The sequence below is a fragment of the Paraburkholderia eburnea genome (assembly GCF_002917095.1).
Taxonomy (GTDB): Bacteria; Pseudomonadota; Gammaproteobacteria; order Burkholderiales; family Burkholderiaceae; genus Paraburkholderia; species Paraburkholderia eburnea.
Window position 1 is genome coordinate 41,777 of record NZ_PQGA01000022.1, and the last position, 23,712, is coordinate 65,488.

At 61.1% G+C, this 23,712-nt stretch carries 28 protein-coding genes; 25 read left to right on the forward strand and 3 right to left on the reverse strand.

Annotated features, from left to right (window positions below):
* Positions 1–238 precede the first annotated feature (238 nt).
* The 3 genes from B0G62_RS26585 (at position 239) to B0G62_RS26595 (ending at position 5,957) form a co-directional block, all read left to right on the forward strand.
* Positions 239–1,807: a tetratricopeptide repeat protein gene (locus B0G62_RS26585; RefSeq protein WP_103707161.1), complete on the forward strand. Its 1,569-nt coding sequence runs from the start codon at positions 239–241 to the stop codon at positions 1,805–1,807.
* A gap of 317 nt (positions 1,808–2,124) precedes the next feature.
* Entirely contained in the window at positions 2,125–4,332 is a 2,208-nt protein-coding gene (locus B0G62_RS26590; protein WP_103707162.1) for a TonB-dependent receptor, read from the forward strand.
* 311 nt (positions 4,333–4,643) lie between these two features.
* Positions 4,644–5,957 (forward strand): MFS transporter, encoded by a 1,314-nt coding sequence (locus B0G62_RS26595; protein ID WP_103707163.1) that lies wholly within the window; start codon positions 4,644–4,646, stop codon positions 5,955–5,957.
* Between the two features lie 185 nt (positions 5,958–6,142).
* Here B0G62_RS26595 and B0G62_RS26600 read toward each other — a convergent pair whose 3' ends face one another.
* A complete protein-coding gene (locus tag B0G62_RS26600; RefSeq protein WP_027818867.1) occupies positions 6,143–6,472 on the reverse strand; it encodes a helix-turn-helix domain-containing protein in 330 nt (109 codons plus the stop codon).
* A 245-nt stretch (positions 6,473–6,717) separates the two neighbouring features.
* Here B0G62_RS26600 and B0G62_RS26605 point away from each other — a divergent pair, with 245 nt between their 5' ends.
* From B0G62_RS26605 to B0G62_RS26650, 10 genes are all read left to right on the forward strand, one after another.
* A complete protein-coding gene (locus tag B0G62_RS26605) occupies positions 6,718–6,951 on the forward strand; it encodes a hypothetical protein (RefSeq protein ID WP_103707164.1) in 234 nt (77 codons plus the stop codon).
* A gap of 5 nt (positions 6,952–6,956) precedes the next feature.
* Positions 6,957–7,241 (forward strand): hypothetical protein, encoded by a 285-nt coding sequence (locus B0G62_RS26610; RefSeq protein ID WP_103707165.1) that lies wholly within the window; start codon positions 6,957–6,959, stop codon positions 7,239–7,241.
* A complete protein-coding gene (locus B0G62_RS26615; RefSeq protein WP_103707166.1) occupies positions 7,241–9,112 on the forward strand; it encodes a replication endonuclease in 1,872 nt (623 codons plus the stop codon). Before B0G62_RS26610 ends, B0G62_RS26615 begins: the two co-directional genes overlap by 1 nt.
* Entirely contained in the window at positions 9,109–9,375 is a 267-nt protein-coding gene (locus B0G62_RS26620; RefSeq protein ID WP_167401346.1) for an ogr/Delta-like zinc finger family protein, read from the forward strand. The genes B0G62_RS26615 and B0G62_RS26620 overlap by 4 nt, the downstream gene beginning before the upstream one ends.
* Entirely contained in the window at positions 9,369–9,584 is a 216-nt protein-coding gene (locus B0G62_RS26625) for an ogr/Delta-like zinc finger family protein (protein WP_244193384.1), read from the forward strand. The genes B0G62_RS26620 and B0G62_RS26625 overlap by 7 nt, the downstream gene beginning before the upstream one ends.
* Before the next feature lie 74 nt (positions 9,585–9,658).
* Entirely contained in the window at positions 9,659–10,303 is a 645-nt protein-coding gene (locus B0G62_RS26630; RefSeq protein WP_103707167.1) for an AAA family ATPase, read from the forward strand.
* Between the two features lie 79 nt (positions 10,304–10,382).
* Entirely contained in the window at positions 10,383–10,625 is a 243-nt protein-coding gene (locus B0G62_RS26635) for a CopG family transcriptional regulator (protein WP_103707168.1), read from the forward strand.
* 124 nt (positions 10,626–10,749) lie between these two features.
* A complete protein-coding gene (locus tag B0G62_RS26640; RefSeq protein WP_103707169.1) occupies positions 10,750–11,340 on the forward strand; it encodes a methyltransferase domain-containing protein in 591 nt (196 codons plus the stop codon).
* Between the two features lie 942 nt (positions 11,341–12,282).
* A complete protein-coding gene (locus B0G62_RS26645) occupies positions 12,283–13,515 on the forward strand; it encodes an AAA family ATPase (protein ID WP_103707170.1) in 1,233 nt (410 codons plus the stop codon).
* 6 nt (positions 13,516–13,521) lie between these two features.
* The gene (locus B0G62_RS26650) at positions 13,522–14,079 is read left to right on the forward strand and encodes an RloB domain-containing protein (RefSeq protein ID WP_103707171.1); all 558 of its coding nucleotides are present in this window, start codon (positions 13,522–13,524) and stop codon (positions 14,077–14,079) included.
* A gap of 9 nt (positions 14,080–14,088) precedes the next feature.
* On the opposite strand, the gene B0G62_RS26655 is transcribed toward B0G62_RS26650, so the two are convergent.
* Together B0G62_RS26655 and B0G62_RS26660 are read right to left on the reverse strand one after the other, a co-directional pair.
* Entirely contained in the window at positions 14,089–15,135 is a 1,047-nt protein-coding gene (locus tag B0G62_RS26655) for a phage portal protein (protein WP_103707172.1), read from the reverse strand.
* Positions 15,132–16,898 carry a terminase ATPase subunit family protein gene (locus B0G62_RS26660; protein WP_103707202.1) on the reverse strand — a complete coding sequence of 589 codons (1,767 nt, stop codon included), beginning with the start codon at positions 16,896–16,898 and terminating at the stop codon, positions 15,132–15,134. Before B0G62_RS26660 ends, B0G62_RS26655 begins: the two co-directional genes overlap by 4 nt.
* 160 nt (positions 16,899–17,058) lie before the next feature.
* Here B0G62_RS26660 and B0G62_RS26665 point away from each other — a divergent pair, with 160 nt between their 5' ends.
* The 12 genes from B0G62_RS26665 to B0G62_RS26720 all read left to right on the forward strand — a co-directional run bounded on the left by B0G62_RS26665 (position 17,059) and on the right by B0G62_RS26720 (position 23,704).
* A complete protein-coding gene (locus B0G62_RS26665) occupies positions 17,059–18,144 on the forward strand; it encodes a GPO family capsid scaffolding protein (RefSeq protein ID WP_244193385.1) in 1,086 nt (361 codons plus the stop codon).
* A gap of 45 nt (positions 18,145–18,189) precedes the next feature.
* On the forward strand, positions 18,190–19,206 hold the full coding sequence (locus B0G62_RS26670) for a phage major capsid protein, P2 family (RefSeq protein ID WP_103707173.1): 1,017 nt from the start codon (positions 18,190–18,192) through the stop codon (positions 19,204–19,206).
* On the forward strand, positions 19,203–19,922 hold the full coding sequence (gene gpM / locus B0G62_RS26675; protein ID WP_167401348.1) for a phage terminase small subunit: 720 nt from the start codon (positions 19,203–19,205) through the stop codon (positions 19,920–19,922). The genes B0G62_RS26670 and gpM overlap by 4 nt, the downstream gene beginning before the upstream one ends.
* Before the next feature lie 194 nt (positions 19,923–20,116).
* On the forward strand, positions 20,117–20,500 hold the full coding sequence (locus B0G62_RS26680; protein WP_244193386.1) for a head completion/stabilization protein: 384 nt from the start codon (positions 20,117–20,119) through the stop codon (positions 20,498–20,500).
* Positions 20,500–20,706 (forward strand): tail protein X, encoded by a 207-nt coding sequence (locus B0G62_RS26685; protein ID WP_027818850.1) that lies wholly within the window; start codon positions 20,500–20,502, stop codon positions 20,704–20,706. The genes B0G62_RS26680 and B0G62_RS26685 overlap by 1 nt, the downstream gene beginning before the upstream one ends.
* Positions 20,707–20,723: 17 nt before the next feature.
* On the forward strand, positions 20,724–21,068 hold the full coding sequence (locus B0G62_RS26690; protein ID WP_103707176.1) for a putative holin: 345 nt from the start codon (positions 20,724–20,726) through the stop codon (positions 21,066–21,068).
* Positions 21,069–21,070: 2 nt separating this feature from the next.
* Positions 21,071–21,343, forward strand: coding sequence for a phage holin family protein (locus tag B0G62_RS26695; RefSeq protein WP_103707177.1), 273 nt, complete (start codon positions 21,071–21,073; stop codon positions 21,341–21,343).
* Complete coding sequence (locus tag B0G62_RS26700; RefSeq protein ID WP_103707178.1) at positions 21,340–22,146, forward strand: N-acetylmuramidase domain-containing protein; 807 nt, start codon at positions 21,340–21,342, stop codon at positions 22,144–22,146. Before B0G62_RS26695 ends, B0G62_RS26700 begins: the two co-directional genes overlap by 4 nt.
* A complete protein-coding gene (gene lysB / locus B0G62_RS26705) occupies positions 22,143–22,583 on the forward strand; it encodes an Rz-like lysis system protein LysB (RefSeq protein WP_103707179.1) in 441 nt (146 codons plus the stop codon). Before B0G62_RS26700 ends, lysB begins: the two co-directional genes overlap by 4 nt.
* Complete coding sequence (gene lysC / locus B0G62_RS32360; protein WP_244193387.1) at positions 22,477–22,725, forward strand: Rz1-like lysis system protein LysC; 249 nt, start codon at positions 22,477–22,479, stop codon at positions 22,723–22,725. Before lysB ends, lysC begins: the two co-directional genes overlap by 107 nt.
* Positions 22,722–23,228 carry a phage tail protein gene (locus B0G62_RS26715; RefSeq protein WP_103707181.1) on the forward strand — a complete coding sequence of 169 codons (507 nt, stop codon included), beginning with the start codon at positions 22,722–22,724 and terminating at the stop codon, positions 23,226–23,228. Before lysC ends, B0G62_RS26715 begins: the two co-directional genes overlap by 4 nt.
* On the forward strand, positions 23,225–23,704 hold the full coding sequence (locus B0G62_RS26720; RefSeq protein ID WP_103707204.1) for a phage virion morphogenesis protein: 480 nt from the start codon (positions 23,225–23,227) through the stop codon (positions 23,702–23,704). Before B0G62_RS26715 ends, B0G62_RS26720 begins: the two co-directional genes overlap by 4 nt.
* Positions 23,705–23,712: the final 8 nt, after the last annotated feature.

Consider the following 23,712-nt stretch of genomic DNA (forward strand, 5'->3'; position numbering starts at 1 on the left):
TGATTAACTTCCGATGGTAAAAAAACACTAGAAAAACAAGGAGTTTTCGTTTTATACCTGACAGCAAGAATCGCGCTTTCCCATGTATTTTTTTGGAAATTTAATTAGGCATTGTTTTTTTGGGACTTCGGTTTATTGCCTTCCATTGCGAATTATTAATAGCACAAAGAGATGTGCTATATTCGGCGCCAGGATTTCAATACCCATCCAATCTTCGGGGCGCGCGCCCCTCGTTCCCATGACCGACGCTTTCGTTGCGCAGATCGCGCAAGCGCAGCAGCACTTCACCGCAGGCCGTATTGACGCCGCGGAGCAAATCTTGCAATCGATCCTGCAAGCGAGTCCCGATCACGCGGGCGCGCTGGAAGCGATGTCCTTCGTCTGGGCGTCGCGTAGCGATTACGTGCGCGCGGCCGAATTCGCCTGGCGCGCCGCACTACCCACCGCGACGCCGGCAGAGCAGTTGCAGCACGCCGCCCGCATTTGCCAGCTCGCGCGACGTCACGCCGACGCTGTCACGCTCTACGACCGCCTGCTCGCGCTCGTGCCCGATCACGCCACGTCGTTGCACGGCGCGGCGATGTCGCTCGTGCAGATGGAGGAGGGTGACGCCGCGCTCGCGTATCTCACGCGTCTGGCGCGCCGTTATCCGAACTCGCCGGAAGTGCATTACAACCGCGGCACGCTGCTCGGCCAGTTGGGGCGTTATGACGAAGAACTCGACGCGTATCGGCGCGCGATCGGCCTCAAACCTGACTTTGTCGCCGTGCATGTGAATCTGGGCGTCGCCTTGCGCGACCTGCGCCGTTTCGACGACGCGTTGCGCCAGTTCAAAAAGGCCTTGTCCATCGACACGAACGACGCGGGCGCGCGCACCAATCGCGCGCAAACCAACCTGCTGCTCGGCGAGTTCGAACACGGCTGGCGCGAATATGAATGGCGCTGGCGCGACGGCACGATGTCGCACGGCTTTCCGGAGGCGACCCAATGGAAGGGCCAGCCGCTCGCGGGCAAAACCGTGTTCGTGCACTCGGAACAGGGTTTCGGCGACACCCTGCAGTTCGTGCGCTTTGTCGAGCGTCTGCACGCGCGAGGCGCGAACGTGATCGTGCGCGTCCAGGATGAGCTCGTGGAACTATTGCAGGGCGTGGCGGGCGCGGCGGGCGTGATTGGCGAATCGTCGCCGGCGCCCGAGTTCGACTATCACCTGCCGATGTTGAGCCTGCCGCACGCGCTCGCGCTGCGCGAAGCGGATTTCGCCCCGTCCGGCGCGTATCTTCGCGCTGACGATGCGGCGCGCGCTGCGTGGTCCGACGTGATCGGGGAGGGCGACGACCGGCTGCGCGTGGGCGTGGTCTGGTCGGGCAGCACGGTGCACTTGAACGATCGCAGGCGCTCGATGCCGCTCGCGCAGCTTTTGCCCCTGTTCGACGCCGATGCGCGCTTCGTGTCGCTGCAAAAAGATCTGCGACCGCGCGACCGTGCGATCGCGGACGAACTCGTGCAGCGCGGGCGGTTGATCGATGCCGGCGCGCGGCTGACGACGTTTTCGGCCACGGCGGCGCTTGTCGCGCAACTCGATCTCGTCATCGCCGTCGATACGGCCGTCGCCCATCTGGCGGGCGCGCTCGGCAAGCCCGTGTGGATCGCGCTGCCGTTCACGCCCGACTGGCGCTGGCAGATGGATCGCGACGACAGCCCCTGGTATGCCGATGCGCGTCTATTTCGCCAAACGCGCCGCGACGAGTGGAGTGACGTGGTGACGGCCTTGCGCACGGCAATCGATGCGCGAATTGCGGCGCGATAAACCACCAGGAAAAAGGTCGCGATGGCGATGCGAAGACGGCGCAAGACGCGGTGCTGTTTTCGCAACAGTCAATTTTTACGCCGGCTTACACACGCTCACGCACGATAGATCGGCGGCGCGCCTTGTCCCGCAAGGCTCCGCGTCGATTTAGTCTATTAGCGCCCAGGATCCCGTTCGCCTCCATTCCTTACCAATGGTTAACGGGCTCTCAAAAACATAAAAATTGCAATCGGAATCATTCGCATTTACCGATATCATCGCGGCCTTTAATGCATATTGGGTCACGAGACCCGCCACCACGCTGCGGATACCGATAAATGAACCGAACCCCTTTCTCCCCCGCGCAGGCGTTCCGCCTCGCGCCGCTGGCTGCCGCGGCGCTCGCCCTCGCGAGCCTGAGCGTCCAGGCTTACGCCGCCGCCGCAAGCGACGCTAGCGCCACGGACAGCGCCCAGCCGTCATCGGTTCTGCCCGCCGTGAGCGTGAAGGCGGCCCGCGACACGCTGCCGGGCGACCTCGCGCCGGCCTACGCGGGCGGGCAGGTCGCGAGCGGAGCGTCGATCGGCGTGCTCGGCAAGCAGAAGATGCTCGACGTGCCGTTCTCGGTGACGAGCTACACCTCGAAGCTGATTCAGGACCAGCAGGCGCAGACGATCGCCGACGTCGTCGCCAACGACCCGGCCGTGCGTACCGCGCTCGGTTACGGCAACTTCTCGCAGACCTTCATCATCCGCGGCTTTCAGGTGTATTCCGACGACGTGGGCCTCGACGGCTTCTACGGCCTCACGCCGCGCCAGATGGTCGACACGGGCGCCATCGAACGCGTCGATATCTTCAAGGGCGCGAGCGCGTTCGTGAACGGCGCGTCGCCGGGCGGTTCGGGCGTGGGTGGCACGATCAACGTGCAGACCAAGGTCGCCGACGACAAACCCGTCACGCGCGTGACCGTCGAAGGCAGCGCGTCGGGCGAGCTCGGCACGCACGTGGACGTGGGCCGCCGTTTCGGCGACAACGACCAGTTCGGCATCCGCGTGAACCAGACCGTGGTGGGCGGCAGCACGGCCGTGCAGAACCAGGACAACCACTCGCAGCAAACCGCGGTCTCGCTCGACTATCGCGGCGACAAGCTGCGCCTTTACGCCGACTTCCTCTACCAGAAGAACAACATCACGGGCGGCCGTCCGGGCGTGTTCGTGACGGGTGACGAGATGCCGTCGACGCCGTCCGCGAGCTACAACTACGCGCAGCCGTGGACGTACTCGAAACAGGAGGACACCGTCGGCATGTTGCGCGGCGAATACGACTTCGCGCCGAACTGGACGGCCTACGCGGGCATCGGCTCGCGCCACACGACCGAGCTTGGCGAGTACTCGACGATCGACTACGACGCGGGCTCGGCCAGCGCTTATCGCATGGGCGACGCGCTCAAGGAAAACGCGATTTCGGCGCAAGTGGGCGTGCGCGGCAAGTTCGACCTCGGCCCGGTTTCGAACCAGGTCAACGCAGGCTGGCAAATCAACCGCATCGCGGAATACGCCGCCTATGACTGGAGCTACGGCGCCGGCACCTTCGCGACGAGCCTGAACAACACGCCGAGCGTGGCTTATCCGGCGGCGACGTACGGCGCGGGCAGCTATGCCAATCCGGGCCTCACGACCTCGATCCTGATGCGCAGTTTCGTCGTGTCGGACACGCTCGGCTTCTTCCAGAACCGCTTGCTGTTCACGATCGGCGCGCGCCATCAGGACATCCTCGAAAACGGCTACGGCTACGGCACGGAAGTGCAGAACGCGGCGTACAACGAATCGGCGACCACGCCGATTTTCGGCGTCGTCTACAAGCTCCAGCCGAACCTGTCGATCTACGCGAACCGCGCGGAAAGCCTCGTCGAAGGCGGCGTCGCGCCGAGCGGCACGGCCAACGTCGGCCAGGTGATGTCGCCGTTCCGCGCCAAACAATATGAAGCGGGCATCAAGTACGACGCGAATCACTACGGCGCGGCGCTGGCGATCTATCAGATCAAGCAGCAGGTCGCGTACACCAATGCCACCACGAATATCTACGAGACGGACGGCGTCCAGCAGCATCGCGGTGTCGAGTTTTCGATGTACGGCGAGCCGGTCAGGGGTCTGCGCCTGATCGGCGGCGTGTCGTATATCAACGCGAAGCTGGTCGATACGGACGACGCTTCGGAAGAGGGCAATCGTCCGATCGGCGTGCCGGCGTGGACGTTCAATGCGAACCTCGAATACGACGTGCCGCAGGTGAACGGCCTCACGCTGATGGGCCGCGCGATCTGGACCAGTTCGCAGTACCTGGACACGGCGAACACGCAGAAAATTCCGTCGTGGACGCGCTTCGACGTGGGGGCGCGCTACAAGACGCAGATCCTTAAGCACGACACGAGCTTCAACGTGATGGTGACAAATCTGACGAACCGCTCGTACTGGTCGTCGGCGCTGGGCGGTTATCTGACGCAAGCCGAGCCGCGCACGGCCTGGTTCTCTGTGACGACGGACTTCTGATTCGAGTCGAGCGGGGCCTCACGGCCTCGCTAACTCAGCGTCTTGCGAGTTTGTGCTTTCGCCATCTATTTTGTTTATCGGATGCGATGGCGACGCCACTCTGACTGGTTTATCGAGCCGGATCGCGGATACCGTCGATAGCCATGCGTGGCGGGACTTTGGAGCATGCAATCAGCCGGAATTCCGGGCGCTTGCCGGCCTGACGAAGACGCCATCCACACGGCATTCAGGTTTACCCTCGATGTCGAGGAGCCGTGCGTTTTTTGTATCGTTGAACCTAATGCAGAGCGCATGGTTCACGGAGAAAACGCATGTTCAAGTGGTACACCGAGCTGACGCAGCCGGAAAAGCGGACGTACTGGGCGTGTTTCAGCGGCTGGGGTCTCGACGCGATGGACACGCAGATGTACGCGCTCGCGATTCCCACGCTGATCGCCTTGTGGGGCATGACGCGCGGCGAAGCCGGCTTGCTGGGGACGACGGTGCTGATCATGGCGTCGCTTGGCGGCTGGATCGCGGGCATTCTGGCCGATCGTTACGGGCGCGTGCGCATCCTTCAGATCACGATTCTGTGGTTTTCGGCGTTCACGCTGCTGTCCGCCTTCACGCATTCGTTCTGGCAACTGATGTTCACGCGCGGTCTGCAGGGGCTGGGCTTCGGCGGCGAGTGGGCTGTAGGCGCGGTGCTGATCAGCGAAACCATCCGGCCGCAGGTGCGCGGCCGCGCCGTGGGCTCGCTCCAGGCGGGGTGGGCCGTGGGTTACGGCGTGGCCGTGCTGCTCTCGACGCTGATTTTCAATACGCTCGAACCGGCGCTTGCCTGGCGCGTGCTGTTTGCGATTGGCCTGTTGCCGACGCTGCTGGTGCTGTGGATCCGGCGGCATATCGAAGAAGCGCCGGTATTCGCCCAGACGCGCGCCGCATCCGCCGCCGACCGCCCGGGCATCTGGGCCGTGTTCGCGCGCCCGCTGCGCGCCACGACGCTCAAGGCGATTCTTCTCACGTTCGGCATCTATGGCGGCAACTACGTGATGATCACGTGGCTCCCCGCGTATCTGAAACTCGTGCTGCATCTGTCGATTACGAACGTCGGCGGCTATCTGGCGATCAACATTCTGGGCTCGTTCGCGGGGGCATTCCTCAATGGCTGGATGGCCGACCGCTTCGGACGCCGCCGCACGTTCATCGTGATCGCCTGTTTGCAGGCCGTGGCGGTCGCTATCTATACGCTGACGCCGATCACCTTGCCGGTGACGCTCGTGCTCGGCTTCGTACTCGGGACGCTGCAATCGGGCACGGCTGCGGGTACCGGCGCGTATCTGGCGGAGCTGTTCCCGACGCGTATCCGCGCTTCGGCGCAGGGGTTGTGCGGCAACGCGGGCCGCGCGGTCGGCGCGATCATGCCGACGCTCGTGGGTGTGCTGGGCGCGCGCGTCGAGCTTGGCGCGGCAATGGGGCTGTGCGCGTGCGCGTCGTATCTGCTGGTGGTGACGGCGGCGCTATTGCTGCCGGAGACGCGTGGACGCAATCTTTCGCAGGTTGATGGGGATAGTGATGTTGCGGCTGCGGCGGAGGCTGGAGAGGCGCCGATGCGCAGCGTGCCGGTTCACGGCGATGTGCGCTAAGTCGGAAGCAGGCGAAAATTTACAGGGGGCGATAGCCGGTTGCGTGGTGTCGCCCAAGCGCTCGTTCAGGCAGAACAAAAATTTCCGGGCGTTGGGGGATGCTATTTTGAGGGTTTTGGTGGGTTTGTGTTTTAATTTTACATAATATAATAACTAGTCTTTTGAAACGGCTAACTTAGCTGGCGTTACACCTGTGGGAGCCAAGCCCCACAAGCGTTAGCGGGTAGCGCCAGCAGACGAAAACCCTTGGAAAAAATTTCCAGGGCGTGCATCCAAACGCCTCGCGTTTCGGCATCTTTCGCGCTCTCAACGCGCGCAGAAGCAATCACTTCCAACGGATCAATTCCGAGAATCTCTGCGACGCGAATGCAGGTCTTTTCATCGAACACTGAGCGGCCAGTTCGATAGCCGCTGATCGTGGAGCGGGTCACACCCAGCGCCTTCGCGGCCGCGTAGTCAGACTGCAAATCGAGCCGCGCCTTCGCGGCGTCGAGCCATTCAATCGTGGTTCTCATTTAAAAACCCCTTACAAATCAAATTCAACCTTGGCGTCAAGGTTAGTCGAACGCTCGACCTGCTGCAACGTTGGTCTAATTTGAACGTACGAGTTGTCTTGACTAGTACGAGTAAGATCAACTATTCTCCGTCCGTCGCCCTTGCACCTGGCCCTCAACCCCGCCAGTGCTGGATTTGCTACCCGGCCGCAGGGGCGATGTTTCGCAGAATTCATCGCTCTTGGGGTTGAGTAGGGGGTCGGAAAATGCAGGTTTCGCAGCAACAATCGGTTACAGCTCTCACTGGTTCGCAACGATTCGCGGCAGTCAATAAGGGTTCGATCGCAGCAATTCGCACCCGTCGCAACTGCTCTCTGAAAACCGTCGCGCCGGTTCACCCGGCGGCACTCGGCGGGTTCACCATCGAAGGCCCGTTCTATCGTCGACCGTCGCGCGTAGCTCGTGCGCTCGACCGCTTTTTCTACTGGCTGGGTGCGTAATCGCTATGCGCAAGGCAACCGCTTTCGACGAAATCGCGGGGCGCATTGAAGACGGCGATATCGGCTATGCAGGCGATTCGCACCTGTCTTTCAAGCCACAGCCCGCGCCTAGCGTCGCGCATATCCGCGCTACGGCGCGCGGCGATGCAGAGCTGTCCCGCATCAAATCCATTCTCACCACGGCCAAGGCAGCGTACGGCGCGGCGCAAAACACGACGCCGCGCCGCGTGAACGTGACACCTGATGCGTATTGGGCTGCAATCTCCCGCACCGTGCGGGGTTTTGCGTAATGCTCGGCGCAAACGACGTATGGGCCGCAGGCCTCGTCGCGCCGTTCCCGCGTCGCTGGCAGGCCAACATGATGCGCGAGTGGGATCGCCGCCGCGCGTCCTTCAATTCGAAGAAGGTCACCGCGCAGAATGATGCGCAGCGCGCAGCGAACGTCGCTTTGCGCGAGACAGTCGCGACGCTCGCCGGACATGCAGTAAGTGACGAGTTGCCCCTCGACGCGCAGGATCACGACGTAATTGCATACGCGCAGGAATGCGCGGAACAGGCGCGCGTGCGCCTGCTTTCGCTTGCCGCGTGGCAGGAAGCAGGGCGATGCGGCACACAGGCGGCCGGCATTACAGCGGTGGAACTGGCACCGCTTGAGACGCAGGAAGCGCGCACGATGCTCGCCAATTTCTGCGAGTCGCGCAGCGTGAAGCCAGCAACGGGCCGGATTTCAGACGAAGGCGCTGTGCGCCGCATGATCGCGCCGAAGTGGTGGACGATGCGCCTGCGCCGGGCGCACGCGCGCGCGGTTGAATCGGCCGCAATCGACTTCGGCCTCGTGAACCGCACGCGCGACGTGTACGTGTCGAATGAAGGCCTCACCGCGCGCCGCGCGCAGAACGACCGCAATGCGCAAATGCTAGAAAGCACGATCGCGCGTAACCTCGACACCGACCAGGAATTCACGCTTGCCGAGCTGTCGGCGAAAGGCCCGGCAAACAAGGCCATTCGCCGCGCGGAGCTGATGACGCGTATCGCCGGCTTCGAACGCATTGCGATTGCCTCTGCGCATACCGGCCTGTTCCTGACGCTCACGTGCCCTTCGAAAATGCACGCCTTCAAGATGTCAGGCGCGCGTGCGATCCGAAACAAGCGTTACGACGGGACGAAGCCCGACGAAGCCCAAGTCTATCTGCGCGGCGTGTGGGCGCGTATTCGCGCATCACTCGCGCGCCGTGGCATCACGCTCTATGGCTTTCGCATTGCCGAGCCGCAACACGACGGTACACCGCACTGGCACCTGCTCGTGTTCTACCAGCCGGCACACGATGAAATCGTTGAATCGACCGTGCGTCGCTACGCGCTCGAAATGGACGGCGACGAAGCCGGCGCGCAGGAGAAGCGTTGCGATTTCAAGCGCATGGATGCAGCTCTAGGCACGGCCGCAGCCTATATCGCGAAGTACGTAGCGAAGAATATCGACGGCTACAAGCTCGACAAAGACCTGATCGGAAACGACGCGCTGGAAACGTCTGCGCGCGTCGAAGCGTGGGCGTCGCGCTGGCGCATTCGCCAGTTCCAGCAGATTGGCGGCCCGCCGGTGACGATCTGGCGCGAGCTGCGCCGCGTCGAATCCGTTCCGGCCGACGCGCCCGCGCATGTGCGCGCGGCACACAACGCAGTGAACCGCGTCGCCAAGCTGGAAGGGCGCGAAAACGCGTCAGTGGCCTGGGATCACTACGTCAACGCGCAGGGCGGCGTGCATTGCGGCCGCGACTACCGCGTGCGCCTGGCCACGTTTCGGGATGGCTCGCGAACGGCCTACGGCGAAGAGTCGGCCGCGAAGCCGGTCGGCATCGAGTATTTCGAAATCGCCAAGGTGCGCGACGCGATCGGCAACTGGATCGACGTTTTGCCGCGCACCGTGACTGTCGATTCGAAGCGATATCAGTGGGAAGTCGTGCGCGCGGGATCGCGCACGCAGGCTGTGGGTTGGGAGCGCGCGCTGCGCGCGCCTTGGACTCGTGTGAATAACTGTACGCGACCGGCCGTAGAGCCGGATTTTCAACACCATACGGCCGCACCGTTCGATGACGAATTCGACGGCGCAGCCATGAGTTTCGCCGGGGGCGGCGCAATTTGTACTGACCGGAGACCGGAATGACGACCATGAAAATCGAATGTCCTTGCTGCGATGGCGAAATCCACGCTCGGCACACGGAAGGTCTGTCGGACACCATGCGGCGCATGTATTTCGTCTGCGAGGACTGCGGCTATCGCACGCCGGCTGGCTTCGAAATCCTCTTTTCGCTGTCGGCGTCCGCGAAGCCGCGCGCCGACGTATCGCTCGAAGTCAGGCCGTCGCCACGGCTTCGCGGCGGCGTCAATGCGCGCACGACGCGCGCGCTCGCGAGGGCGACATGTTGAGGTTCACCATCAAATGCCCGCATTGCCAGTCGCACGGCATCGCACGCGGCATCGAGAAGGTATCGCCAACGTCGTGGCTGCTCGATTTTCAGTGTGACGACGTGACATGCGGCCACTCATACCGGACGCGAATCGACATGTTTCCGCCGGAAACGCCGATACCGCGCCGCGTACGGCGCGAAACGGCATCGCTGCAATTCAACGAATAGCGCGCCGCGCGCAAGCACTCTGGCCGATTTCGCCTTGATATGGACCCAATGTCTCATTCTGCTCGGGGGAGCATATGGCAACGAAAACAGTAGTGGTGGGCAGCTCGAAGGGCGGCACGGGGAAATCGACGACCTCGCTCCAGTTCTCAATCGGGCTGGCACGCGAAGGCGCTCGCGTGTGGCACGTCGACGGCGATCGCCAGCAAACCAGCGTTACGGCGATTACTTTGCGGGCAGAGAGCGGGCGGCCAACAATCGCGGCATCGGCGTATGCCGATGGCCGCACGCTGCGCACCCAGGTGCTCCAGCAGCGTGATGCGTATGACTATGTGGTGATCGACGCCGGCGGCCGCGATTCGAGCGCGCTGCGCGCCGCTCTCACGGTCTGCGATGCCGTCGCGATTCCATGCCTTCCGCGCACGTTCGACGTGTGGGCCATGCAAGACATGATGCAGCTCGTCGACGAGGCGCGAGCCGTGCGCGAGCTAACCGCCTATGCCTTCCTGAATGCCGCCGATGCCGGCGGCGCAGACAATCGCGACGCCGCAGCAGCGCTCGCAGAATTCCCACAAGTTGAGTTGCTTCCTTTCCGCCTGGGACGGCGCAAGGCGTTCGCGAATGCCTGCGGTGCCGGCCTGCATGTCGAAGAAATGCCGCGTCGCGACCTGATTGCGTGCGCGGAAATTGATCGTCTAACGGCCGCCATTTTCGGCCTTTAAGCACATATCAATTTGCCATCGTAACGATATCGGTCAGATGGCAAGTTGATATCAAACTGATATCAACTAGGGGGAGAAAATGGCAATCACGAAACGGCCGGACGCCTCGAAACAGGCAAGCGATGCGGAGAAATTCATCGCGGGTGCGCCCGATGCATCGCATGTGCCGGGCGCGTCGCCGGGCCGCCGGCGGAAAGAGGTGATAAGCCCGAGCGTCGACGTCGATCTGTTGAAGCGATTCGACACCCTCGCCGCCGAGCTGGGGCTATCCCGTGCTGCGGCGATCAACCTCGCGATGGCGAAGTTCATCGCTTCGCAGTGAATCGGTCGCGTCGCGTGAGCAATCCAACATTTGTCCGATGTTTACGTTACGATTCGCTTCCAAATCTTTCTTGGCATTACAAGTGCCAGAACAAACAAGAATCGTTACGATAGACCGGGGTTAGATGATCGTGAAAGAGGGGCGACACTTGGATTTAGGTTGCGGAATGAAACCCCGCAATCCGTATGGTTTTACGGGGTTGGCCGGCATTGACGTGCACGGCGGCTTTTTGGAAGAAAGTCCGTTCGAATACCGAAAGGCAAATCTCGCGCTGGAGTCAATTCCGTTCGAAGCGGACTCGTTTGACTCGGTTTCGGCGTTCGATTTCATTGAACACGTTCCGCGCCAACTCGCTGTGGACGGGCAAATACGTTTGCCGTTTGTCGAGCTGATGAACGAGGTTCATCGCGTGCTGAAACCGGGCGGCAAGTTCTATGCGATGACGCCGGCTTTCCCGTCTCCGAAGGCGCTGGTCGATCCAACCCATGTGAACATCATCACCGAAGAGACGCACGAATATTTTTGCGGCGCGGCGGCGTACGGCCGAAACTACGGCTTTCGCGGAAACTTTAAACCCCTACGCGTTGAATGGGTCGCGGAAAAAAACGCACATATTGCCGGACGTTCGTTCCGAAAGAGCGTGCGGAATCTGCATCGGCGTTTCTTTAAAGGCGGCCTCTCTCATCTTCTGTGGGAGCTGGAGGCGGTCAAGTAGGGGCGCAGGTAGATTGCCTTGTGAAATCGGACTGCGCCGATAGCGTAGCGCCTTACCAGCATCGAATCCATCAGGCCGCCTGCGTAGAAATACGCGGCGGCTTTTTCATTCCTTGGATTTGGTGTTGCCCTTTCGCCGCGCCGCTTCTAGGCCTGCCACAATTTCATCGACTGCCGCCTGCTGCCTCGGCGTGGGCGGATCGGTCAGACATGGTTCGGCCGCAAGCTCGCGCTCGAAGCATTCCTATACTGTAGACGGCACAGCTCCGTGTCCCTCACCGATAAAAAGCCGAATCTGGTTCGCGCGCCGGATCGTTGAGCGTAGCCGATGTATTTCCCAAAGCAACTCAAGCACGAGCGGAGTGGGGCTCTCGTCCCAAATTTCCGCGAGTCGGACGGCGGGCAAGGGTGGGCGGTGGCGCATGAGTAATTCAACATATGCTGTATGGATATACAGTATAGCGATCGGTGGGGAGAGGGAACAAGGAACGGCGAGCCGATTTGAGGCGCCAGGAGCCGATAGCGGGGTGCTCCGTCATCCAGAACACGCCCAACGGCTGGCAAGCCCCTGAGAAGCCGAGAAAGCAGGGGGGCGCACGTTCGCGTGGTATTTAGGGCTAGATATGAAACACAAGTGTCCAGCGTGAACGCCAAAAACGCAGTCCCCCTCCCCGCCTGCCGACTTCTAAATGGGCGCGTTTTGATGCAGGCACTAAAACCGCCCGAACCCGCGCTGGAAGCGGGCAGCGGCTGCCAATACGAGCGACGCGGTTAACGCAACTTGGCGCAAAAAGATGCGGGTTGACCGCCTAGACTTGGCTCAAAGTCGGGGTGTGACAAAAAATATGCAAAATGATGTTAAAAATTACAAAAAGTCAGGCAACAAAGTCAAAAAACAACTTTTTTTTGTTGTATTCTCCATCTCGTTCACTAGGAGAGTACCTTGATTCATTCCCTGACGATTGAAAACTTCATGTCGGTGCGCGATCGGCATGTGATCGACCTGGGCATAGGCGCCGCTGTAAATGACAACGCGGAACGTTACGCTGACGCTTGGAGCGGATCGGCCAAACGTGTGCCGAAGGTAGTTGCGTTCTTCGGACCTAACGCAGCCGGGAAATCAACTGTCTTGCGTGCGATACAGCACATCACTTGGTTCGTCCGCGATAGTTTCCAATTTCAAGCGAACACAACTCTTCCTATCGAGCCGTTTTGGGGCGCTGGCCTCGAAGGCGAGCCTATCAAGCTGGCGATTGAGTTTGACACTAGTGAAAAGTGGTGGCCGGCGCCGGACAATTTGCCAGGCCTGCAAGTCTCACCGGAAACTTGTCGTTACTCTTATGAGGTTCAGTTCGAGTACAAAAATTTCAGACGCTCGGTTCTAAGTGAGGCGCTTTATTCATGGCCGTCGTATGCAAAGCGAAAAATTCGTCTTTTCGAACGTGACGCAAATGGAGACGTTAGCGCATCGATCGAATTCGGGTTGGCCAAGCACAAAGCTGTGTTAAAACAGATTCTTCGGGATAATGCCAGTGTAATATCTACCTTGGCGCAGCTTGACCACGAACCGTCGAAGCTACTACAAACTGCATCGCGGCGGATTAACTCGAATATCTTTATCGAGAAATCCGTCGTCAATGAACTGGCCATGCTTCAATTTTTTCAGGCGAATCCAGATTTCATCGAATCTGCAAACCGAGATTTATCGAACATCGATCTTGGGATTCGTTCAATGTCTGTCGCGTCAGGTCCGCATGGGCCAATTGCGAACTTTGCGCACGAAGGTCTATCTAGGCCAGTTCCGCTTCCGTTAGAAAGTCACGGCACGCGGCAATTCCTACACGTATATCCGCACCTTGCGCATACATTGAAGAATGGTGGAATCGCTGTTATCGACGAGCTTGATCTCGCCATTCATCCGCTTGTCCTACCAGAAATTTTACGTTGGTTTTACTCGCCAGAGCGGAACCCTTTCAACGCGCAGCTTTGGATAACCTGCCAGAACGTGTCGTTGCTAGAGGAACTAACGAAAGAAGAGATCTATTTTTGTGAGAAAGACGCAGCTGGTGGAACCAGCATTTATGGTTTGAAGGATATTCAAGGCGTCCGGCGAGTCGACAATTTTTATCGTAAATATATGGGAGGTGCTTTTGGCGCAGTCCCTACTATCGGGTGACGAAAGATGCCGAAGCAGAAAATTGCCATACGACATCGCGTCTTCATCGGTTGCGAGGGAGAAAGTGAGCGCAGCTATGTTGCACTCTTGCAGCAGTTAATGGGGTTGCGTACTCGGCATCATCTTATCCCTGAACTGCTGAATGGCGGCGACCATTTGGCGAATATCGAATCCGCGAAGAAGGCCCTTAGAAAGCACAATGAACAAGGGCGCGGTAAATTCGTAGCGAAATATGTGCTTCTCGACAGCGACCAGCGGGGCAGGAACGCACAGCACGACGCCGAGTGTGACAGGCTCGCGCGCGAAAACGACTTTCGTCTGATTTGGCAAGACCCGTGTCACGAGGCCTTACTTCTTCGCCACTTAGATAGATGCTCCAATCGACGACCACCGACTACGCCCGTTAGCGAACAACAACTGGTCGCCGAGTGGCCTGAGTATCAAAAGAACTTCGGCCGCGACAACCTCGGCACACGAATCGACATTAACGCACTCGAACGGGTGCGTCGCGTCGAACCCGTGCTGGGAGAGTTGCTTGTACTCGTTGGACTGGTGCCCAATTGACCGGTCGTATTAGACATCCAAGGTGTACGATGAAAAACGTACGATTTCGTCGCCGGCCCAATCATTGAACGCGAGAAATTGATTCTGTAGTGGCGTGATCTCATTGCGCCCAAACACCTTCGCCGCCGTATCCGCCGCGCCGAAACCGCCCGTGTTGCTCGGCACGATGCCGAGTAATTGAGGCGGTACGCGGTGCGCTGCAAGCAAATCGTCGCGAGTGATGTTCTTGATGTTGAAAAACTCGTCCTTCGCAGCGACCTCAGACACCGGGATAAGCTGGAGACCGTCCTTTTTTCCATTCGGAGCGTAGTAGAACAGGTTCCGGAAATTGCCCGGCCCCTTAGCACTCTTGAGGGCGTCACGCAGCGCGTCGACATCATCCTGACTTTGTGCAGCGTCCGTCAGGTACAGGATGAAGCCCGCATGGCTTCCGTTCTCGTAGTAGCGCCGGCGGAAAAGCGTCGACGACTCGTTTAGCCAGGCGGCGTGGAGGGCGCCCAGATATTCGGGCATACCGTAGACCTCTTGATTCACGTCGGGCTCAATCAGGTGATGCACGGCGCCAGCCTCGAATTCGTGCACTACTTTCCAGCCATCGGTTTGCGCGTAGCTCACCATGTCGACTCGGCGGCGCATGTACTTGCCGGGCGCGGCTTCAAATTTCAGCGTGCCGCCGAGTCGGTTTTTCTGCCGCTCGACATAGCCATTCCCGAACATCAGGAAATCGAGCGCCCACCGCCGGAAGGTGTCGCGCGAGAGAAGCCTGTGCGGGATAAATGTCGACGCGAGCACGTTTCGTTTGAAGTAGAGCGCAGACGCGTGGTGCGTGCCAGCTCTGAACGACTTCGCAAGGCCGGCAAGACTGATTGGCGGTTCATACCAGCCGTTGTAGCTCACCAGCTCGGCATAATCGAGTAGATCGGCGCGGTTCATCACCGGCATCGGATCGCCAAACGTGAACGCGCTCGCGCCCGCCGGGGCGCTGCTTGCGGTGACGGGTGCAGTTAGCTGTTCAGTCTGTGCGCGCTGCTGCGCGCGTCGGTTTCTCTCTTTCATACGGAAATCTCCATAAATCCGGAAGTGCGGGCCGCCATGCCTTCAAGCGGCTCGTTTGAAATTGCGTGCAGGACGGCCCAGGCAAGGTCGGCGTGTCCAACTTCTTCGCTGCGGCCAGCCTCATAGGTGACATGCCGACCGCTCGCCGTGACAGTCTTTTTGATCGCCATGAAGGCAGCAGCCATATCCGTCCAGCCCGCGTCGAACTGGAGCCGAGCGCCGTTCACCACAGACAAGCCTTTGAGTACAAGACGGCCTTTGACCTCGGGGGAATAGTTGAACGCCACGGCGGCCGGGTAGAACTGGCGCACGAGCTGATAGACGCCCTGGCCGATGCCGGTCGTGTCAATGGCCAGGTAAGCGACGTTGTAGCGCTGCGTGATTTCCTTGATTCTCTCGGCCTGCGCCTCGAAATCCATGCCGCGAAACTGATGCTTTTCGAGCACGCGCAGCGGGCCACCAGGAACCACTGGCGGCGCGACGACGACGAGCGCCGCGGAGTCACCCGTTAGCGCCGGGTCATAGCCGACCCACACCGAACGGAAACCAAACGGGCGAAGCATCAGCGGCTCAACGTCGTCCCACACCTCCCACGAATCGACCATGCAGCGCTGGAGGTTTGCCAGCGTGAAAATCGACGCCGTATCGTCGATAAACTGGCACATCAGCAGATTGGCGAAATCCTCGGGGCTGTACTTGCGCCGCAATTCCTCAAGGTCGAACAACGTGCAGCCGCCACGCACGGCATCCTCTACCGTGACAATCTGGCGCCACTGGCCGTCCTCACAAAGCCGACCGCGCGCAAGCGCTTCGTGCGTTATGTCGAAGTGAACGTGGTCGGCCTTCGCGCGGCCTCGATTGATATGTTCGCCGTTCCAGAACGTGTAGGCCTGATGTGCAAGGCTCGATGGCGTCGAAAAATACGTTTCGCGCCATTTCTTGTGCATCGCCATGCCAGAAGCGACTTTCTGAAGCTCCTTGAAACGGCCGATCCAAAAATATTCGTCGACGTACAGATTGCCGTGATAGCTCTGCGCCGTGCGGGCATTCGTGCCGAGAAAATAAAGCGTCGCCTCGTTCGGCAGGACAATCGGATCGCCCGTCAAATCTACATCGGCGGCCTCGCGCGCAAACTGTGCAATGTACTGCTTGAAAACGTGCGCCTGCGCCTTGCTCGCAGATAGAAAAATCTGGTTCCGGCCGGTTTGCAAGGCGTCGTCGAGCGCTTCGCGCGCGAAATAGAACGTCGCACCGATCTGCCGCGATTTGAGGATGTTTCGTGTGCGCTGATGGCCGTTCCGATACCAGACTTTCTGATAGTCGAACTGGCAATCAAGAAATGCCTCGTGCAAGCGTGCAACCTGCTCGTCGCTGAATTCGTTGCGCGTCTGCTTTTTCTTCGGTGCTGCGTTGCGCGCCTCAATGTTCGGGTTGAGATCGGATTCCTTGCCCGTTTCGCTGTACTTGCGCACGCGTGCGACGCGTTCGAGCTGGCGCATCAGCAGGTCGATTTCCTTGTAATCGCCTGGCTCTTTCTTCTCTTTCGCGATCAACGCATTGACGCGCATTTCTGTCGTCAGCTCGATCGTGTCAATGGGCGACGTCTTATCCCAATTCTCGCGCTGCTTCCACGTCTCGACGGTCGAGCGGTTCAGGTTCAGATGACGCGCGATCGACGACACGCGCCACCCTTGCCAGTAGAGCGCGCGTGCAGCCTTTCGCGGGTCTGCGGTCGTAGTTGGGTTGTCCGTGAGGTCGAGCATGGCCGAAGCGTACCTGCCCAACGCGCGCGCGCGCAGCAGTTCAATTTGTACCCGGCCGCGCCACGTTTTCAACTGATTGCCGTCGTCCGTCATCACCGGCAACATTCACTTACACGATTTACGAACCCAACACATAAGCCCCTTGTTCGGAGTGCAAACGATGCAAAAGCGAAGCCTGTCGATGCGAAAGCGCAACCTGTCTTTCATCGCTGCCGCCATCGGCTCGATCGCTGCGGTGTTCGCAGTCGACGCACATGCGGCGTCGAGCCTGATTGCGACCGGCGCGCACAGTGTCGACATGCTCGGCGTTGCTGGCTCCGCTGCGGCCGTGCTCGGCGTGGGTCAGATTGCGGCGACGAGCGGCAATCACGCGATCACGTCGAAGCAATTCCGCGTCGCCGTCGAAGGCGCGACGACGGACGGCCGCAACATCGAACGCGCCTGGATTCAGCAGATGGCAGGGCAGTACAACCCCGAGTTTTACGGCGCACGCGTGAACTGCGAGCACATTCGCGGCTATGTGCCGATGACGGGCGCTGCCGACCCGTCGAGCCGCTTCGGTTCCTACGGCGACGTGATCGGGCTGTCGGCAGAAGAAATTGCCGACGGCCCGCTCAAAGGCAAGCTCGCACTGTATGCGCAGATTGCGCCGACGCAGGCGCTCACCGACCTCGTGAAAGCGGGGCAGAAGGTGTACACGTCCATCGAAGTGAACCCGTCTTTCGCGGACACGAAGCAGGCATACCTGATCGGCCTCGCTGTTACGGACAGTCCCGCGAGCCTCGGCACTGAAATGCTGTCGTTCGCGGCAAAGCAGGGTGAACACAATCCGCTGTCCGCTCGCAAGCAGGCACCCGGCAACGTGTTCACGGCCAGCGAAGAAACCGTCTTCGAGTTCGAAGCCACGACCCAGACGCCGATCGCCGCCGGCGCGGCACTCTTCAAGCGCGTGGGCGAAATCCTCGGCTTCGTGAAAGAGAAGGGCGCCAACGACGACAAGCGATTCAGTGACATGACGCAGGCCGTCGAAATGCTCGCCACCTTTTCCCGCGAACAGGCCACGCGCGCCGACACCTTCGCCGACCGGTTCACGAAGCTGGAAGGCGCATTGAAGACCGAACGCGAGGCGCACACCGCGACGGCGAAGAAGCTCGCCGAGCTGACGCAGACGCTATCGACGCAACCGGCTGGCGCAGTGCGGCCGACTGCAACCGGCACGCACGACGGCCACAAAACCGACTGCTAAGCGAATCCCGTCCGCAACCCCTCAACGAATCGGAGATTTACCCTCATGCGCAACGAAACCCGCGCGAAGTTCGACGCCTACCTCGGCGATATCGCGAAACTCAACGGCGTTCCGAATGCCGCCGTGAAATTCACGGTCGACCCGTCTGTGCAGCAGACGCTCGAAGGTCGCATTCAGGCGTCGAGCGAATTCCTGAAGCGCATCAACATGATCGGCGTCGACGCGCAGGCCGGCCAGAAAATCGGCCTCGGTATCGGCGGCCCGATCGCCAGCACGACCGACACGAGCGCGAAGGATCGCACGCCCGTTGATCCGGCGACGCTCGACGACAGCGGTTATTTCTGCACGCAGACGAATTTCGACACGGCGCTGTCCTATGGCCGCCTCGACGCCTGGGCGCACAAGCCGGAATTCCAGACGCTCATTCGCGACGCGATCCTCACGCGTACCGCGCTCGATCGCATCTGCATCGGCTTCAACGGCACGAGTCGCGCCGCGACGTCCGACCGCACGAAAAACCCGCTCTTGCAGGACGTGAACAAGGGCTGGCTCCAGAAGTTCCGCGACAACGCGAGCGATCGTGTGCTGCACGAGGTCGAAAAGGATTCGGGTAAGGTCAAGATCGGCAAGGGTGCCGATTACGAAAATCTCGATGCGCTCGTGCTCGACGCGCTGCAACTGCTCGATGAGTGGTATCGCGACGATCCGTCCGTCGTCGTGGTGCTCGGCAGTGCGCTGCTGCACGACAAGTATTTCCCGATCGTGAGCAACGCGAACGTCGCGACCGAACAGGCTGCGCTCGATCTGGTTGTGAGCAGCAAGCGCATCGGCGGCAAGCAGGCCGTGAGCGCGCCGTTTATCCCGGCCGACAAGATGCTCATTACGCGCCTCGACAACCTGTCGATCTACTACCAGAACGGCGGCCGCCGTCGCTCGGTCATCGACAACCCGCGCCGCGATCAGGTGGAGAACTTCGAATCGAGCAACGAAGCGTACGTCGTCGAAGACTACGGTTGCGGCGCAGTGGTGGAAAACATCGAAATCGAGAAGGCAGCGGCCTGACCATGACCACACCCGCACGTCGACATCAGGCACGCGTGCGCGCCGAGCGCGCGGCTGCCTCGGCGGCCGCTGGCGAATCGCTCGCGGGCGCCAGTCATTACGAGCTGATGCTTGCGAAGCTGCTCACCGACATTCGCCGCTTGCACGAGATTCAGTCTGTTGCGCGCAAAATCGAGGTAAAGCGCGAAGTGCTGCCGGAGTACGCCGACTATGTGACAGGCGCACTCAAGGGCGGGCGCGGCGCGCAAGACGACGTTCTCACCACGGTCATGATCTGGCGCATCGACGCGGGCGAATTCACTGGCGCGCTCGAAATCGCGCGCTACGCGTTGCGGCATGGCCTCACGCTGCCCGCACGTTACGAGCGATCGACGGCTGCTGCTGTCGCCGAAGAATTCGCCGACGCCGCGCTCACGGCGCTGCGCGATGGCGGTACGTTCGACGCCGACCAGCTCAACGAAGTGCGCGAACTGACTGAGCGCACCGACATGCACGACCAGATTCGCGCGAAGCTGAACAAGGCGCTCGGCCTTGCGTACATCGGTCGGCTAGACAGCGACGCTCTTGTCGGTCTTGATCTCGGTTACGCGCGTTCGGCGCTGCACTACCTTCAAGCGGCGCTCCAGCTAGACGCGCGCGCCGGCGTGAAACAGAACATTACTCGGCTCGAAAAGATGCTGAGTGAAGCGGTCGGCCACCAGCCCGGCCGCACGTAAAGAGCCTCCCGGCAATGGCGGCACCGGCGTTCACTCCCAACACCTGACGGCAACGGGATTCGAACGCCGGTTCACCGCCACCTATTCCACGCCCTGACATGAGTAGCTTCCTCGCCACTGCTGAGCCGACGCAAGCGACTTCCGGAACAACCGCGAAGCTAACCAATGACGGATGGTTTCCGGATATTGGCCTTGTGGAGCTGCGCGAAGAAACGCGCCTTGACGGCACGGTAACGGACACGCGCCTGCGCTCGGCGGCGCTCGATGCAATGGCGAGCTGCAATGCAGAGCTGCAAACGTGGCAGGGCGGCCAGCTCGCGCGTGGCTATGCAGACCTCGCGAGTGTGCCCGCACCACAGCTCGGCGGCGTCAGTACGCATGTGCTGCGCTATCGCCGCGCCATCTACAACCATGTTCGCGCCGATCTGACGGAGCAATATCGCGGCCTCGACACCACAAAGACCGGCGGCCAGCAGGCTGAAGCGCTCGACGAAACGATTTGCGAGGCGCGGCGCAATGTCCGCATCGCGCTCGCGGACATTCGCGGGCTTAGGCACTCAACGATCGAGCTGATCTGATGAAAGTCATCGCGCAGCAGGGCGAAACCGTCGATGCGCTTTGCTGGCGTTACTACGGCCGCACCGATGGCACGGTTGAAGCGGTACTGGAAGCGAATAACGGCCTGGCCGATCACGGCCCCGTGCTGCCCCTCGGCCTCTCTGTTGAGATGCCTGACCTCGGCACCGTGCAGACCACCAAGCCGCTGATTCAACTGTTTGATTGACACAGGAGCCCGCACGCATGGCCGAACCTAACACCACCACCGCGATCGCCGTTTCGACCGCGCTCGGCGTCGCCGGCGCCGTGCCCGGCATCGACGGCAACGCACTGATCGGCGCGTTCACGGGCGCCGCGCTCGTCGTCGTCACGTCGAAAGACATCAGCATTCTGACGCGCATCGCTTACCTGCTTATTTCGCTCGTGATGGGCTATCTCGCGGCACCGGAAATTGTGCGCGAAACGCCGATCCAGTCGACCGGCCTCGCTGCCTTCTTCGCTGCATCGCTCGTGATTACCCTCACGCTGCAACTGATCGAACGCGTGAAAAACACCGATCTGCTCGCCTTCCTGAAGAAAGGGGAGTGACCATGCACACGACCCTCGCCATCCTCGCGATCGCCGCGCAGCTCGCGGCTGTGGTGCGCCTGCTGACGTACCAGCGCAACGGCGCGCGCCATCGCCATCACGTTTCATGGGTCGCATGGCTGCTCGTCGTGATCCTCGGCGGCTCTGCGATCGAGCTGGCGATGCACGCGAAGCACACCGGCCTTTTCGAAGCCGGCAAATCGTTCCTGCTGGCCCTGTTTGTGTTCGCGGCGCACGGCAACGTCGCGCGTCTGATTCGGAGTGAACCTCAATGAAAACGCACCGCCTCGGCGATCGCGGCGCCGATATCGGCGTCTTTCAATCGCGCCTGAAACGCGCCGGCTACACCGTCGACGTGACGAACGCATTCGACGCCGCGACCGAAGCGGCCGTGATGGCGCTTCAGACGAAAACCGGCCTCGTCGTCGACGGCATCGCCGGCCCGAAAACCTACTCTGCCCTGATGACCGGCCGGCGCGATCCGAAACACCTCGCCGACGCCGACCTCGTGCGCGCGGCCGAAACCCTCGACGTGCCGCTCGCGAGCGTGCGCGCCGTGAACGAAGTCGAATCGCACGGCGCCGGCTATCTGCTCGACGGCCGCCCCGTGATCCTTTTCGAGCGCCATGTTTTCTATCATCGCCTGAAAGCCATCGGCATCGACCCCGAACCGCTCGTGCAGAAAAGCCCGAACATCGTCTATCCGACCTATGGCGGGTATTCAGGCGGCGCGGCCGAATACACGCGCCTTGCCTCGGCCGAGCTGATCGACCCCACGGCCGCCTATGAATCGGCGAGCTGGGGCGCGTTTCAGGTGATGGGCGAAAACTGGAAGCGCCTCGGCTATACGAGTGTCGTCGATTTCGTGAGCCGCATGGAAAGCAGCGAAGCCGACCAGCTCGACGCCTTTGTGCGCTACGTGGCGGCCGATAGCGGCCTCGTGGCGGCGCTGAAGGCCCGGAAGTGGGCGGCCTTCGCCAAGGGCTACAACGGGGCCGATTTCGCGCGCAATCTGTACGACGTGAAACTCGCCCGCGCGTATGACAAATACGCGCCGCCTGCGAAGGCGGCCGCATGAATGCGAATTCGATCGCCGCGAAACTGATCGCTGGAGCGCTTGGCCTCGCGCTGCTCGTCGGCGCCGTGCTGTACGTTCGAACGCTGCGCGCCGAGCTGGCCGACGCGAATCACCAGCTCGCCGACGCTAACGCAGCAATCGCGAGCCGCGACCAGACCATCAACGGCCTGCGCCAAAACCAGAAGAACAAGGCAGACCAGCAAAAGCAACTCGACACGTCGACGGGCACCGTAGCAACCAAGCTCGCCTCCGCACGTCAGGAAATCCGAAAGGTCATCAATGAAAATCCGATCGTTCGCTCGTGGGCTGACACTCCTTTGCCTGACGACGTTGTGCGCCTGTCAAACACCCCCGCCGCCACCGGCGCCGATGCTTACCGTGCAGGAGTGTCAAACGATATCGCGCTGCACGCTGCCGGCAATGGCGCCGACGACTAACGGCGAGCTGCACGACGCGTTCGAAACCGCCAAGGGCGCATGGGCCATGTGCGCGGCCAAGGTCGACATGATCGCCGACTGTCAGGCGAAGGCACAGGCGAAAATCGACGCCGAAGCCGCGGCCGCGAAGGTCACGCCATGAAAAAGCCCGTGAGCCTGCGCGCGGCAATCACCGCCGCGCTGCCCGATCTTGCGACGAATCCCGACAAGCTCACCGTGCATATCGACGCTGGCGTGATCGAGGCGACCGGCGGCCTGTCGGCATCATTCGAATATCGGTACACCTGCAATGTGATCCTGCTCGATTTCGCGGGCGACGCCGATCTGCTTTTCATCGCCATCAACGAATGGGCGCGGCGCTACCAGGTCGATCTGCTCAACGATCCCGAGGCACGGGCGAACGGCATTACGTTCGAAGTCGATATTCTTTCGGACACGCTTTCCGACGTGTCGATCAAGCTCCAGCTCACCGAGAGCGTTGTCGTGGGCGTGGACGCGGCCGGCAATCGCACGATCGACCACATCGACGATTCGATCATGCCCGACCACACGATAACGAGCGTCGCCGAGCCGATCGTCGACCCTGACGCGCTGATCGTGCGCAGCGTGCGCGATGGGATTGAGTCGCAGGTTTGGCCGACGTGAGCGACGACCTTCGCGCCGTAGAGCGCTGGGCGTCGACGCTGCTCGCGCAGCTCACGCCGGCCGGCCAGCGCAAGGCCTTGCTCGACGTGTCGCGCGATCTGCGCCGCAGCCAGCAATCACGCATCGCGGCGCAGCAGAACCCGGACGGCTCGCGCTACAAGCCGCGCAAACCAAAGGCGCAGCGCGGCACGAAGAACCTGCGCGGCAAGGCCGGCCGCATCAAGCGGCAAAAGATGTTCGCGAAGCTGCGCACGTCGCGTTACATGCAGGTCGAAGCGACGGGCGAAGGCCTCGCCATCGGGTTCGCTGGGCGCGTCGCACGCATCGCCCGCATTCACCAGCTCGGCGAGCTGGCACCCGTGGCGCCGAAAGGTCCGATGGCGCTCTATCCTGCCCGCGTGCTGCTCGGATTTTCCGACGCCGATCGCGAACTGATACGCGATAGACTACTGCACCACATCATCAAAAGCCCCTGAAATTAGGG